The sequence below is a fragment of the Pseudoalteromonas sp. 23_GOM-1509m genome (genome assembly GCF_000518425.1).
GTDB lineage: Bacteria > Pseudomonadota > Gammaproteobacteria > Enterobacterales > Alteromonadaceae > Pseudoalteromonas > Pseudoalteromonas tetraodonis.
The window spans coordinates 1-13,487 of record NZ_JADO01000027.1 but is presented as its reverse complement, the minus strand read 5'-3'; the positions used below and the strand labels follow the sequence as shown (position 1 = coordinate 13,487).

Annotated in this window: 13 protein-coding genes and 1 rRNA gene; 5 read left to right on the top strand and 9 right to left on the bottom strand. The window is 40.3% G+C overall.

Features of this window, described 5'->3' with window-relative positions; all coding sequences use genetic code 11:
• The first annotated feature begins 10 nt into the window (after positions 1–10).
• A 5S ribosomal RNA gene (rrf, locus tag N523_RS0110430) occupies positions 11–125 on the top strand.
• Between the two features lie 463 nt (positions 126–588).
• Here rrf and recG read toward each other — a convergent pair.
• Genes recG through asnC form a run of 3 tightly spaced genes read right to left on the bottom strand, consistent with a single transcriptional unit; the run spans position 589 to position 3,914 of the window.
• Positions 589–2,670 carry an ATP-dependent DNA helicase RecG gene (gene recG / locus N523_RS0110425; RefSeq protein WP_028834997.1) on the bottom strand — a complete coding sequence of 694 codons (2,082 nt, stop codon included), beginning with the start codon at positions 2,668–2,670 and terminating at the stop codon, positions 589–591.
• 57 nt (positions 2,671–2,727) lie between these two features.
• The gene (trmH, locus tag N523_RS0110420) at positions 2,728–3,414 is read right to left on the bottom strand and encodes a tRNA (guanosine(18)-2'-O)-methyltransferase TrmH (protein ID WP_024601822.1); all 687 of its coding nucleotides are present in this window, start codon (positions 3,412–3,414) and stop codon (positions 2,728–2,730) included.
• Between the two features lie 41 nt (positions 3,415–3,455).
• Positions 3,456–3,914 (bottom strand): transcriptional regulator AsnC, encoded by a 459-nt coding sequence (gene asnC / locus N523_RS0110415; RefSeq protein WP_013466068.1) that lies wholly within the window; start codon positions 3,912–3,914, stop codon positions 3,456–3,458.
• Positions 3,915–4,099: 185 nt separating this feature from the next.
• Between asnC and asnA the strand changes: the two genes are divergently transcribed.
• Complete coding sequence (asnA, locus tag N523_RS0110410; RefSeq protein WP_028834996.1) at positions 4,100–5,095, top strand: aspartate--ammonia ligase; 996 nt, start codon at positions 4,100–4,102, stop codon at positions 5,093–5,095.
• Positions 5,096–5,128: 33 nt separating this feature from the next.
• Here the strand turns inward: asnA and N523_RS0110405 are convergent, their stop codons facing one another.
• From N523_RS0110405 to N523_RS0110380, 6 genes are all read right to left on the bottom strand, one after another.
• The gene (locus tag N523_RS0110405) at positions 5,129–6,733 is read right to left on the bottom strand and encodes a DUF342 domain-containing protein (RefSeq protein WP_013466065.1); all 1,605 of its coding nucleotides are present in this window, start codon (positions 6,731–6,733) and stop codon (positions 5,129–5,131) included.
• 147 nt (positions 6,734–6,880) lie between these two features.
• Positions 6,881–7,273 (bottom strand): RidA family protein, encoded by a 393-nt coding sequence (locus N523_RS0110400; RefSeq protein WP_013466064.1) that lies wholly within the window; start codon positions 7,271–7,273, stop codon positions 6,881–6,883.
• A gap of 12 nt (positions 7,274–7,285) precedes the next feature.
• A complete protein-coding gene (gene spoT / locus N523_RS0110395; protein WP_013466063.1) occupies positions 7,286–9,391 on the bottom strand; it encodes a bifunctional GTP diphosphokinase/guanosine-3',5'-bis pyrophosphate 3'-pyrophosphohydrolase in 2,106 nt (701 codons plus the stop codon).
• A gap of 127 nt (positions 9,392–9,518) precedes the next feature.
• Positions 9,519–9,794 (bottom strand): DNA-directed RNA polymerase subunit omega, encoded by a 276-nt coding sequence (rpoZ, locus tag N523_RS0110390; protein ID WP_008108220.1) that lies wholly within the window; start codon positions 9,792–9,794, stop codon positions 9,519–9,521.
• A 125-nt stretch (positions 9,795–9,919) separates the two neighbouring features.
• The gene (gmk, locus tag N523_RS0110385) at positions 9,920–10,540 is read right to left on the bottom strand and encodes a guanylate kinase (protein WP_028834995.1); all 621 of its coding nucleotides are present in this window, start codon (positions 10,538–10,540) and stop codon (positions 9,920–9,922) included.
• A 116-nt stretch (positions 10,541–10,656) separates the two neighbouring features.
• Entirely contained in the window at positions 10,657–11,517 is an 861-nt protein-coding gene (locus N523_RS0110380; RefSeq protein WP_028834994.1) for a YicC/YloC family endoribonuclease, read from the bottom strand.
• Positions 11,518–11,697: 180 nt separating this feature from the next.
• Between N523_RS0110380 and rph the strand changes: the two genes are divergently transcribed.
• The 3 genes from rph (at position 11,698) to N523_RS19330 (ending at position 13,380) form a co-directional block, all read left to right on the top strand.
• A complete protein-coding gene (gene rph, locus N523_RS0110375) occupies positions 11,698–12,411 on the top strand; it encodes a ribonuclease PH (protein ID WP_008111261.1) in 714 nt (237 codons plus the stop codon).
• A 14-nt stretch (positions 12,412–12,425) separates the two neighbouring features.
• Complete coding sequence (pyrE, locus tag N523_RS0110370) at positions 12,426–13,070, top strand: orotate phosphoribosyltransferase (RefSeq protein ID WP_028834993.1); 645 nt, start codon at positions 12,426–12,428, stop codon at positions 13,068–13,070.
• 106 nt (positions 13,071–13,176) lie between these two features.
• Positions 13,177–13,380, top strand: coding sequence for a diacylglycerol kinase (locus N523_RS19330; RefSeq protein WP_331280066.1), 204 nt, complete (start codon positions 13,177–13,179; stop codon positions 13,378–13,380).
• Positions 13,381–13,487 lie beyond the last annotated feature (107 nt).

The window sequence follows — 13,487 nt, the reverse complement described above, 5'->3', positions numbered from 1 at the left end:
ACCAAATTTGCTTGGTGACAATAGCGTTTTGGACCCACCTGACCCCATGCCGAACTCAGCAGTGAAACGAAACAGCGCCGATGATAGTGTAGCATTTGCTATGTGAAAGTAGGACATTACCAGGCTCCAAATTAAAGAAAGCCCGACTAGAAATAGTCGGGCTTTTTTACGTCTGCAGAAAAGTGAAAATATCAGTTATCAGCCGTCAGCTATCAGTTGCACAGCGTTAACCTGACCATCGTAGCCTGGGTTGAGTATTCGAAACCCATGGGCAAAATAACACACCGACTCCGAATACAAGCAAGTCCGATTCAAAAGAGTCGGGCTTTTTACGTCTACAGGTACAGGCGCAAGGTGTAGGGAAATAGCTGTGGTATAGGGAATAATACCAATCCGCAATAATACTCAATCATTTTGCGGGGCTAAACATGTCGCTATCTGTGTTAAAAAATTCTCATTTAGAACAACTAAATAGCGAATTTTTTGCCTAGCTATCAACCCGTTTTTCCTTCCTCAAAATAGACCGCTTAATTAAGCGTATTGGTATAAGTCTGGATGATGAAGTGAAAAGTAAAGTTTAAAAACCGACTATGCTTGTGCGTAGTTTGATTTATTACCTAACCAGCGGTGAATAAGTGGGTCTATATGCTGAGGATATTGCTTAAGCATTTGTTGTGCGATGGGCCTTACTTGATTGAGTGTTTGTTTATCGCGTGTTAAATCAGCGATTTTGAATTCGGCTAAACCGGTTTGTTTAGTTCCAAGTACTTCACCTGGGCCGCGTATTTCTAAATCACGCTCTGCTATAACAAAGCCATCGTTACTATCGCGCAGTACTCCTAATCGCTTCTGTGCAGTCTGAGAAAGTGGTGCATGGTATAAAAGAACGCAATGCGATGCGGTTGCCCCACGTCCTACACGGCCTCGTAATTGGTGAAGCTGTGCTAAACCTAAGCGCTCTGGGTTTTCAATAATAATTAGGCTCGCATTGGGGACATCAACACCGACCTCGATTACGGTTGTTGCGACAAGTACATGAATGTTCCCCGTTTTAAACTCACTCATAATGGCTTGCTTTTCAGTGGCTTTCATTCTCCCATGGACTAAACCAATATTAAGTTCAGGTAAGGCTTCTTTTAATTGTAAAGCACTGTCTTCAGCTGCTTGGCATTGTAATACTTCAGACTCGTCTATAAGAGTACATACCCAGTAAACTTGTCGACCTTGTTCATTACAGGCAAGTTTCACTCGACTAATGATGTCATCTCTGCGGGTATCAGGGATGGCAACAGTGGTAATTGGTGTTCTTCCTGGTGGTAATTCGTCGATCACTGAGGTTTCTAAATCGGCATAAGCAGTCATCGCGAGCGTACGTGGTATAGGTGTTGCTGTCATTACTAGTTGATGTGGATAACAATCACCAAAGCGCCCTTTTTCACGCAGTGATAAACGTTGATGAACCCCAAAGCGATGTTGCTCATCAATAATGATAAGTACGAGATTGTTAAATTTTACTTCATCTTGAAATAAAGCATGGGTACCCACAATCATCTGCGCTTCACCAGAGGCGATCATTGCAAGGGTATTAACTCGCTCTTTTCCTTTTGTTTTACCGCCTAGCCAAGCAACCGATATTCCAAGGTTTTCAAACCAGCTGGAAAAGTTTATCCCGTGTTGCTCTGATAATATCTCTGTTGGCGCCATTAATGCGACCTGATAGCCTTGTGCTATCGCAGTTAAGGCGCTCAGGGCTGCGACTAATGTTTTACCAGAGCCTACATCCCCTTGGACAAGTCGCATCATAGGGTAAGCGTGTTGCATGTCTGTTTTAATTTCTGATACTACACGGCTTTGTGCATTGGTTGGCGCAAAGGGTAATTGTGCTAGAAATTGCGCTTCTAATTGATTAGTGGGCTCAAGGGCAATAGCTTTAACTTGTTGTCCTTGCTCTCTTACTTTTAAGAGGCTGAGATTTTGAGCCAACAACTCTTCAAAAACGAGCCGTTGTTGTGCTGGGTGAGTCCCTTGTTCAAGCGCAATTATATCAACATCATTAGGGGGGCGATGCAGTAGCAATAACGCATCACTTAACGGTAGTTGCGATGGTTGCCATTGTTGAGGTAGTAGCTCTTCTACTGCGTATTTTTGAAGCAATTCTATTGCCTGTTCACTCAACGCCCTGATAGAGAGTTGCTTTAACCCCTCGGTTGTTGAATAGACTGGCGTAAGTGTTGATGATGTTGGTTGCTGTTCAAAAGTGTCGCTAATACTGTATTCAGGATGACTCATTTCAAAGCCAACACGTCCGCGACGTATTTCGCCAAAACAGCGAATTATTTTACCCGCGCTAAATGCGTTTTTTTGTGCTGCGGTAAAATTAAAAAATCGTAGTGTTAACCTACCTGTCCCATCATTTATTTGGCAAACCAGCATACGCCTTTTACCAAAGGTAATTTGGCTTGTTTCAATGGTTGCTTGAACCGTTACATGGCTATGTGCCGTAAGCTCACTAATAGCATAAATACGCGTTCTGTCTTCATACCTTAGCGGTAAATGAAAAAGCATATCTTGCACTGTGGTGATGCCTAGCTTTAAAAGTCGTTCAGCCATTTTAGGGCCTACGCCTTTAAGTTCTGTGATTGGGTATTGGCTTAAGCTAGGTTTAGACAAAGTAGGCTCAATTATTGTTATTTAGTGAGTTAAGTGTACTTATACACTGTATATGCATCAAGTATGTTTTAATGCCTGCCAAAACTGTTCATCTGCAACGATTTCGCCATGCTCATCAAGTGCGGGATAAGGTAAGTTCTTTTGCTTACACTGCCTTGCAATAATTGGGTGGCAGCCTTCAAAATACATTGGGTGTTTTATTTCTTCACTCAGCATATTTCTATTATATAACCCAGCTAACTCACGTTGACGTTGTGCTTCGAATAAGATTAATGCTGCTGCAACGGATACATTTAACGATTGCACCATGCCTTGCATTGGAATAATGATGTTTTGATCTGCATATTCGAGCGCTTTTTCTGAGATCCCCGTTTTTTCTTGGCCGACAATAATTGCAGTGGGTTTCGTGTAATCAATTTCTCTAAAATCGACGGCATCTTCACTTAAATGAGTTGCCAAAATTTGTACATCGGGGTTATGAGCACGGATACTGGCTGCGGCATCATCTATATTTCTGTGAAGGTGTGTGTCTAACCAGTTCTTACTGCCACCTGAGGTATTATTGGTTAGCCACTTTTGCTTTTCTGGCCAGACTGCATGCACATGATGGCAACCAACAGCATCGGCCGTTCTGACTATGGCAGATAAGTTATGGTGTTTATGTACGTCTTCTAAACACACGGTAAGATCGGTTTGACGACGTGAAAGTACACTTTCAATTCTTTGATAACGAGTTTGCTGCATGGGAGTCCTCTTTTTCGGCAAATTATACGAGATTTTTCACCTTAAGGCACCACTGTTCGGCTAATCGGGTTTTGTAATGAGATCAGGGTTTCGGTTGACTGAATAGCTTCTATTGCTTGTATTTTATTGATCAACACATCTTGTAGATGATCGATTGAGCGAGTCATTACTTTAATAAAAATACTGTAATTACCGGTGGTGTAATATGCTTCAACAACCTCTTCTAATGATTCAAGCTTAATCAGAGTTTGTGGGTAGTCTCTGGCATTATTTAAATTAATGCCGATAAAACAACATACATCGTAGCCAAGCTGTTTGGTATTAATGGTTAATTGGGTACCTGTAATGATCCCCGCTTGTTTCATTTTTTCAATCCGCACATGAATTGTTCCTGCACTGACACCGAAACGCTTTGCTAATTCAGCATAGGGTGTACGTGCATTATCCATTAATGCATGCAGAATCTGTTTGTCTAGATTATCGATTTGATAATTTTCCATAGGTTTTGTTGCTTTGTATTGTTGTATTTAATGTTTTTATACCATTTTTTTAATGATTTTAATATAGTAAAGCTATTTTTGTTATGGGTTATTGAATTAAACCGTTTAATTGTTACGATAACCATATTGAAGCGCTACTAAGCGCTGAGTCGTCAATACAATAACTGGGAATGAGGCCAATTATTATGAGTTCACACTATGTGCAGCAGCAGCAGCAAATAAGTAAAGTTAAACAGTTTTTTTCACAGCAATTAGAGCAAAAGTTAGGCTTAATTGAAGTACAGGCACCTATTTTAGCTAAAGTAGGTGACGGTACTCAGGATAACTTAAGTGGACACGAGAACGCTGTTGCGGTGAATGTTAAAGCCATTACAGATAGCCGTTATGAAGTCGTGCATTCGTTAGCAAAGTGGAAACGTAAAACTTTGGGCGAGTATGGTTTCTCTAAAGGTGAAGGAATTTACACGCAAATGAAAGCGTTGCGACCTGATGAAGATTCATTAAGTCCAATCCATTCTGTGTATGTTGATCAGTGGGATTGGGAACAAGTTATTTGTGAAAGTACGCAGCGTTCTTTATCTACTTTGAAGCAAACGGTTGAAACTATTTACCAAGGTATTAAAGCTACTGAGAAATATGTTAGTGACAGCTTTGGTTTAACACCATTTTTACCCACAGAGATTACTTTTGTACATAGTGAAGGATTACGTAAAATGTACCCAGATTTTACAGCCAAGCAGCGTGAAAAGGCGATTACTCAAGAATATGGCGCTGTATTTTTAATTGGTATTGGGGGAGCATTGAGTGATGGCAAAATTCATGATGTGAGAGCGCCAGATTACGACGATTGGTCAACCCCGACATGCGAGAAGTACATGGGATTAAATGGTGATATTTTAGTATGGAACCCAGTGCTTGAAGACGCTTTCGAAATCTCATCGATGGGAATTCGTGTAAGCCCTGAAGTATTGCAAACTCAATTAAGTATTACGGGAGACGAAGACCGTTTAGAGTTTGACTGGCATAAGGCATTGCTAGAAAGTAAGCTTCCACAGACAATTGGCGGTGGTATTGGTCAATCTCGTTTAGCGATGCTGTTATTACAAAAACAACATATAGGGCAAGTGCAGGTAGGTGTGTGGCCAGCGCAAACCTATACAAGTGTAGACGGTTTACTATAAAAAGTTGGGGCTGTTACTAACAGCCCCTTATTATTAAGTTTTAAATTCAATTTCTATTTTATTATTTTCTAACTTAACACTACTCGGTGGGAAGTTACGGGTCGTTTTAAGCAGTTTATTGAAGATATGGATCTCTACACCCGAATGTAAAACGCTATTCACAGTCAACATGGCTTCATCGAGTAACGTATTCAGTTTTTGCTCTAAACCTGCTACCTGCTTTTCTAATTGTTCTGCTTGCTGACTATGGTGTAGCTGCGTGGTGCCAATTTTATTTATGAGTTCATTTTTTTTATCTGCATCTTTAATTAAATCTGCTTTTTCTAAAGCCGCTTGTAAACTATCAACTTGTTCATTTGTTGCTGTTAGTTCACTAAAAGATTTATCAATCTCTTTGGTCATTTCAGTGGCTGAAGCCGCTAAATTAATTACCATTTTAGCACCAGATTCATTACCTATCTCGCCGGCAATCAGTTTAGTGGCATCTAGAATTTCACCCCCAAATAGCTTTCCTTTAGGTAACTCTGATTGACCAATTTGTATTGTACTCTTTGCTTTCATTGAGCTGTGGCTAGCTTGACGTTCAAGCAGAATGTTATTAGCTTCAATGTAACAATATTGAGAGTGTGAGGCATGGACATCGCCTGCGCATATTATTCTACAAGACAGTGATTTATCTTCAGGCTTTTGATGGCCAATTACCCCTTGTTTTACAGTTATATCGCCTCCTGCGGTTAATTCGCCAGATTCAACCGTACCAAAAACGGTAATGTCGCCCGTTGCATTAATACGCATTCCTGGCTCTACATTTTTACTCACTATCACACTGCCTTCAAAGTCGATATGCCCTGTTTTTACCGACACATCGTTGACAGTAAAAATATCGTCAACACGCATGCCATTATTTATTTCAACCGGCACGCCAGCAATCGTAGAGAGTAATTCCATCGGATTATTTTTTGAGATTTCAGTGCCCTCACCTGCAATTAGAGTATGAACCTCTCCGGGTTTTGCAGGTAATACATCGCCTAACACGGTAAACCCTTCTTGGCCTGGTGTAGCGGGTTGTTGCTGTACTAGTAACTCACCTGGTTTTACACTTGCTAACTTACCAAAGTCACGCATATCTACACTGCCATCTTCTTTTAATTTAGGGGCTTTGAGACGATCTTTAAGTGTTTGAACCATTGCGTTAAATTTAGTTGGTTTACCGTCTATAGGTAAGCGCCCTTTGGCGAGTGGACCACTGACTACGGAGCCAGGTGGGAGTTCAGATTGCTTTTGTAAAAGTTGCTCTAAAAATGCTTGTTTATAACCTCTTGCGACGTGCGCTTTAACTAATTCTTTTTTAGCTTCATCAAAACTCAGTGTTGCTCCCCCTTTAGCAAGAGTGAGCGTGCCCGTGGCTAGCATTTTATCATCACTTATCTCCACGCTTAAGGTGGCATCATGACGTGTTGCAACAACTAATATACGTTCAGGTGTTGCACTGCTGAAATAGTTATTTATGGCGTCATGATTGATTTCACACTCGCTGTAAGGCGATTGTTCAATTGCTTCAATGATAAAAGCAGCACTGGCGGGTGCAGATTTACTCGTATCGAGCAATACATTGCCATTATGAGCAAGCTTAAACACAAGTTATCCTTTTCTACTACTAAAGTAAGGTTTAATAAAATAACGTGATTACAGAGTGCTAGAATTTTAGTTTTGAGTCAAGAATTCATCAAAGTGTAGTTACAGATTGGAATAAAAGCTATGAGCGGCGCTCATAGCTTATAGAGGTTAGTTTGTTGAAGGAAGTTCCATAATGCCGTCTATTTCTACTTGTACACCTTTAGGTAGTGCACGAACGCCAATAGCAGCGCGAGCAGGATAAGGCTGTTTAAAATATTGGCTCATTACTTCGTTAACAATGGCAAAATTTGAAAGATCAGTAAGGTAAATATTTACTTTTACTAAATCTTGAATGGTGCCGCCAGCTTCTTCACAAACCGCACAAATATTTTTAAATACTTGGTGTGTTTGCTCGCTAAAGTCTTCAGATATAACGTCCATTGTTTCAGGGACAAGTGGAATTTGCCCAGATAAATAAACCGCTGTGCCCACTTTTACTGCTTGGCTGTATGTGCCAATCGCTGCAGGTGCTTTATCCGTTGATATAAATGCTTTATTCATGATGTTCCTATTTTATTTTTTACGATAGACTTTTTGTACATCCGGCATCACACGTATACGACGCATGATATTAGCGACGTGGATACGGTTTTTAACTGTGATCCCTAAGTCTATCACGTATAAATTACTTTCTTTTTCATCGGTAGCTATTTCTACAATATTGGCCTGTGTAGTGGCGACCACATTGGTTAATTTAGCCAGCGCACCTTGGTGGTTAATAATTTCTACTCGTAAAGCCGCAATGTATTCTTTTTCTGGATTATCATCCCATTTTACGACTAGGTATTTTGAACGATCATTTTCCCAGCCACGAATGTTCTTACACTCTTGGCGATGAACCGTTAAACCTTTACCCTGGCTGACATGAGCTGTAATAGCGTCTCCAGGCACTGGACGACAACATTTAGAATAATTAACTAACATGCCTTCTGTACCAATAATGGTTGCTTTTGCACGTTTAGCAATATCGTTTAAGTCATCGTTATCGTTTTGTAATAAGCGTTTGGCAATCAGCATGCTCATTAAATTACCTGAGCCAATTTCTACCAGTAGCTCTAAGGTTGAAGAGAGTTCATGCTCCTCAAGCACTCGCGTAATATTTTCAGCTGGCAGGTTATCAAACTTGTTTTCACCTAGGGCTGAATCAAGTAAGCGACGACCTAATAATAATGCTTCTTCATGCTGTTGGCTTTTAAGGTAGTTACGTACGCCCAGTCGCGCTTTACCAGTAACAATAAAGTTAAGCCATGTTGCGTTAGGATGAGCGCCTGAGCTAGTAATAATTTCTATTGTTTGCCCAGTATCAATGGCTTTACTTAAAGGATAAGGTTTACGATTAACGCGTGCGCCTACACAAGTATTACCAACATCAGTATGAACGGCATAAGCAAAATCGACCGCAGTCGCGCCCATTGGCAGTTCAACGATGCGACCATCTGGGGTAAAGACATAAATTTCTTCAGGGAAGAGTTCGGTTTTAACGTTTTCAACAAACTCAAATGATGATCCCGCACTTTGCTGTAACTCTAGTAAGCTTTGCATCCATTGGCGAGCACGCTGCTGCGCAGTGTGACCCGCATTGTCGCCAGACTTTTTATACATCCAGTGAGCCGCGACTCCTTTGTCTGCCATGTGATCCATATCGTGAGTACGGATTTGAATTTCAACAGGAATACCATGCGGGCCAACCAAAGAAGTATGAAGTGATTGATAGCCATTAGTTTTTGGCACGGCAATATAGTCTTTAAAGCGGGTTTCAATTGGCTTATATAAGTTATGAGCAACGCCGAGTACGCGATAACAGGTGTCCATAGAATCTACCGCAATACGAAAAGCGTAAATATCCATGACTTCGTTAAATAGTAACTCTTTGTTGAGCATTTTTTTATAAATACTGTATAGATGCTTTTCACGACCTGATACGGTGGCCTTTATGCCAGACTCCTCAAGGCGTGCTTCAATTTCTGTTTGAATATTTGAAATAACTTCTTTGCGATTTCCACGCGCTTTAGCCACTTCAGATTTAAGTGCACGATGACGCATTGGATACAGCGCTTGAAAACCTAAGTCTTCTAGCTCATTTTTTATATCGTGAATACCTAAACGATTAGCAATCGGCGCATAAATTTCTAGAGTTTCGCGAGCAATACGGCGGCGTTTATCAGGGCGAAGTGCGCCTAATGTTCGCATGTTATGCGTTCTATCAGCCAACTTGATTAAAATAACCCGAATATCTTGGGTCATTGCCATAATCATTTTTCGATAGTTTTCAGCTTGAAACTCTTTTTTATCTTTAAAGCTTAACTTATCAAGCTTGCTCACACCTTCAACGAGTTCAGCCACCGTTTCACCAAATATTTCAGCTAAATCTTGTTGGCTAAAATCGGTATCTTCAATCACATCGTGCATTAGTGCTGCCATGAGCGTTTCATGGTCAAGGTGCATGCTAGCTAGTATCTGAGTTACTTCAACGGGGTGAGTAATGTAAGGTTCGCCACTTGAGCGAGTTTGACCTTCGTGGGCCTCTCGGGCTACCACATAGGCTTTTTGGACTAGCTCAACATCGTCTGCTGGCAAGTATTTTGAGATTTTCTTTTTAAGACCTTCAAAAAGATACATTCACACTCCAATGTTCTCGTGAAGCAAATAAGTTAGGATAAGTTACGAATATACGATGAAAACAAAGGATTGCCAACGGCTATAGTTGAAATACTATGCCGTTAGCTAAATCAAACCGGGCGGTTGATTATTGGTTGCCACCAACAATGGCAGCAACAGCAGCTAGTTCTGCCGCTTCTTGGTGTTGTTGTTCTTCACGATCAATAACATCCATTGAAGAATTATCAACTAAACCAAGTTCGATTTCACGTAAAGCAACAACTGTTGGCTTATCGTTCTCAGGATCTACTAGTGGGTCTTTACCACCAACAGCAATTTGGCGGGCACGACGGGCCGCAACTAAAATTAAGTCAAAACGATTACCAATTGCATCTACTGCATCTTCAACTGTTACGCGAGCCATCTTAGCACTCCAAAATAATTTAAAAGCAAAGGCATAGTTTACTGCACGCAGCAGGTTTCGCCAATAGCCAGTGGTTAATTTTTATCTGTTTTAGGGCATGAACACCTAATTAATCTTAATTTAGATTATTTGAGTAGCTCATTAATTAAAGTTTGATGACGCGTTGTTTGCGCTTTTAGCGTTAATCGCTGTGCAATAACAACACTTTCTATCTCACTTAAAGCAGTATCAAAATCATCATTCACAACAACAAAGTCATACTCATCGTAATGAGAGGTTTCTGATTGAGCTTGTGCCATACGCCCGGCAATAATTTCAGCTGAGTCTTGGCCACGGTTATTTAAACGTTGCTCTAACTCTTGCTTTGACGGCGGTAAAATAAAGATAGTTTTTACGTCTTTCATTATTTCTCGAACTTGGCGAGCACCTTGCCAATCAATATCTAAAAACACATCAATGCCAGCGGCGAGTTGCTCTTCAATAGCTTGCTTAGAAGTACCGTAATAATTGTCAAATACTTGTGCCCATTCAAAAAAGTCATCTTTGGCAATTAGTGCCTTAAACTCATCAACCGATACAAAATGATAATGTTCCGCATCGTTTTCACCAGGGCGCGGTGCGCGGGTGGTGTGTGATACCGATACTTTCATATCAGCATGTTTTTTCAGTAATGCATTTATTAAGCTCGATTTACCCGCCCCAGAAGGCGCAGATAAAATAAATAAGTTTCCGCGAGAGTGTGCCATTATTTTCTCTATCTAAAAATAAACAGGCTCGAACTATAAACAGCTCAAGCCTTCAATTATTATATTGTACTTTATTTAGCTAATTATGCTCAAGTGAGTGGTAAAGCCAAAAAAAGTTACTCAATATTCTGGATCTGCTCACGCATTTGCTCAATCAGTACTTTTAGCTCAACTGCAGCATTGGTGATGTCGCTGTTGATTGATTTAGAAGCTAGGGTATTTGCTTCACGGTTAAACTCTTGCATCATAAAATCTAAACGACGACCACAAGCGCCACCTTTACTTAGGATTTTGCGAGTTTCTTTAACGTGCGACTTTAAACGGTCTAGCTCTTCGGCAACATCTTGCTTTTGTGCAAGATAAATCAGTTCTTGCTCAAGGCGTGACTCATCAATATTTGTTGTTAAATCTTCAAGTTTTTGTACTAACTTTTCACGTTGCCATTTAGTAATTTCTGGCATGTGTGCTTCAACGATATTAACTTGTTCTAAAATGGCGGTTAATCGTGTAGCTATCATTTCTTCAAGGTTTGAACCTTCATCACCACGTGCAGATTTAAAGTCTTCAATTACTTGGTCAAGGCCAGTAATGAGTGCCGTATTTACACTATCCATATCAATTTCTTGCGCTTCCATAACGCCAGGCCAACGTAAAATATCAACAGGATTAATATCACCATTGCTTTGTTGTTGTACCCACTTAGCACTATTAATTAACTGCTCAGCAAGAGATTGATTAATTGATAATTCACCAACATGTGCAGGGTTTGCGACAAACTTTAAGAAAACTTCAACCTTACCACGCTGTAAATGCTTACGTAGACGCTCGCGGATAACGGGTTCCATGCCACGAAATTGCTCTGGTGCACGAATAAAGGTTTCAAGATAACGTTGGTTCACTGAGCGAACTTCCCACGTGCCAGTGCCCCATTCGCCTTTTATTTCGCGACGCGCATAAGCTGTCATACTGTGGATCATGGATGTTTTCCTACATTTTTAAATACAATATTACGATTATTATACCGTAACACTGCTCAAGCTCTAAAGAAAATTTAACACTGCTGAGTGTTTTTTAAACACACTTTAATATAAATCAACATGGCATCTGTATTCACATCAACATATAATGTGGCAAATTCAGAATTAAGGGGATCGTCAATGCGTCCAAGCGAAAGAACACCTAATCAAATTAGACCGGTTACGTTTACACGTAATTATACTTTGCATGCTGAAGGTTCAGTATTAGTAGAGTTTGGCAACACTAAGGTACTTTGTACTGCGACAGTTGAGGCTGGCGTACCACGCTTTATGAAAGGCCAAGGTAAAGGTTGGGTAAACGCAGAATATGGCATGTTACCGCGCGCAACACACACACGTAATAGTCGTGAAGCAACGCGAGGTAAACAAGGCGGTCGTACAATGGAAATACAGCGTCTGATTGCTCGCTCTTTACGTGCAGCAATAGACCTAAAAGCACTCGGTGAAAACACAATTACTATTGATTGTGATGTAATTCAAGCTGATGGTGGTACACGTACTGCATCAATTAGTGGTGCATGTGTCGCACTCGTTGATGCACTTACTTACATGCGTGCAAAAGGGATGATTAATTCAAATCCACTTAAGCATATGATCGCGGCTATTTCAGTTGGTATATATAAAGGCCAAGCGATTAGCGATTTAGAATACCTTGAAGACTCTGACGCTGAAACCGACATGAATGTAATTTTAACTGAAACAGGTAAAATTATTGAAGTACAAGGGACTGCTGAAGGCGAGCCTTTCTCGTTTGACGAACTTGATGAGCTACTTACACTCGCTAAGCATTCAATTCGTGAAATTATTGATGTACAAAAGCAAGCACTAGCATAAATAGGTAACTGGCAATGAAAGAATATCAAAAAGAGTTTATTGAGTTTGCTTTAGAAAAGCAGGTATTAAAGTTTGGCGAGTTTACTTTAAAGTCTGGCCGTACAAGCCCTTATTTCTTTAATGCGGGTTTGTTTAATACAGGTCGTGACTTAGCGCGCTTAGGTCGCTTTTATGCAGCGGCACTTGAAGATGCAGCAATTGAATATGATGTACTATTTGGTCCTGCTTATAAAGGTATTCCAATTGCAACAACAACCGCAGTTGCATTAGCTGATCATTATAATAAAGATGTACCTTATTGTTTTAACCGTAAAGAGAAAAAAGCACACGGTGAAGGTGGTAGCTTAGTTGGATCTGAGCTTAAAGGTAAGATCATGTTAGTTGATGATGTGATCACCGCCGGTACAGCTATTCGCGAGTCAATGGAAATTATTGCGGATAATGGCGCAGATTTAAGTGGTGTTTTAATTGCACTTGATCGTCAAGAAAAAGGTAAAGCAGAGCTTTCTGCTATACAAGAAGTAGAACGTGACTTTAATACTCAAGTTACTTCTATTGTTAAATTGGCTGATTTAATTAGTTACCTTGAGATCCAAGGTACCATGGATGAGCATTTAGCCGCGGTAAAAGCTTACCGGGATCAATACGGTGTAGCATAAATAGTAGCCTCGCAAAAGCGGGGCTTTATTTTGTTTAAAATTTAGCAGAACTCGCACGAATAGTTAAAGCGAGTTAATTCTCATAGTCGAGTGATTAAATCCAACTATAGCCATAAAAGCATTAGCAGATCGTATAAGTACAGAGATTAATGTTCCATCGGATCAAGCTAAAGATATAAGATCTGCAGCGGTTACTCTCCTATTGGTGATCATGATGATCATTCTTTACACATTTAAGGGCTACCTCACAGTTAAACGCTTAAATACCGCGTTTATTGTTAATAAATTGATAGTTATGTTGTGTTTTTAGTATCTATCGTTCAAATATCCAGCGAACAGTCATTTATTTCAAGTTTTCTTCAAAAAAGGGTTGATCTGTTTTCGGATCTCCCTATAATGCGACCCCACTGAGACGGG

Excerpts from the sequence above, each read along its gene's own strand:
- N523_RS0110400 (WP_013466064.1), bottom strand. The coding sequence starts at position 7,273 with ATGAATAAAGCATTTATATCAACGGATAAAGCACCTGCAGCGATTGGC.
- spoT (WP_013466063.1), bottom strand. The coding sequence starts at position 9,391 with ATGTATCTTTTTGAAGGTCTTAAAAAGAAAATCTCAAAATACTTGCCA.
- pyrE (WP_028834993.1), top strand. The coding sequence starts at position 12,426 with ATGAAAGAATATCAAAAAGAGTTTATTGAGTTTGCTTTAGAAAAGCAG.
- trmH (WP_024601822.1), bottom strand. The coding sequence starts at position 3,414 with ATGCAGCAAACTCGTTATCAAAGAATTGAAAGTGTACTTTCACGTCGT.
- asnA (WP_028834996.1), top strand. The coding sequence starts at position 4,100 with ATGAGTTCACACTATGTGCAGCAGCAGCAGCAAATAAGTAAAGTTAAA.
- N523_RS0110380 (WP_028834994.1), bottom strand. The coding sequence starts at position 11,517 with ATGATCCACAGTATGACAGCTTATGCGCGTCGCGAAATAAAAGGCGAA.
- asnC (WP_013466068.1), bottom strand. The coding sequence starts at position 3,914 with ATGGAAAATTATCAAATCGATAATCTAGACAAACAGATTCTGCATGCA.
- gmk (WP_028834995.1), bottom strand. The coding sequence starts at position 10,540 with ATGGCACACTCTCGCGGAAACTTATTTATTTTATCTGCGCCTTCTGGG.
- rph (WP_008111261.1), top strand. The coding sequence starts at position 11,698 with ATGCGTCCAAGCGAAAGAACACCTAATCAAATTAGACCGGTTACGTTT.
- rpoZ (WP_008108220.1), bottom strand. The coding sequence starts at position 9,794 with ATGGCTCGCGTAACAGTTGAAGATGCAGTAGATGCAATTGGTAATCGT.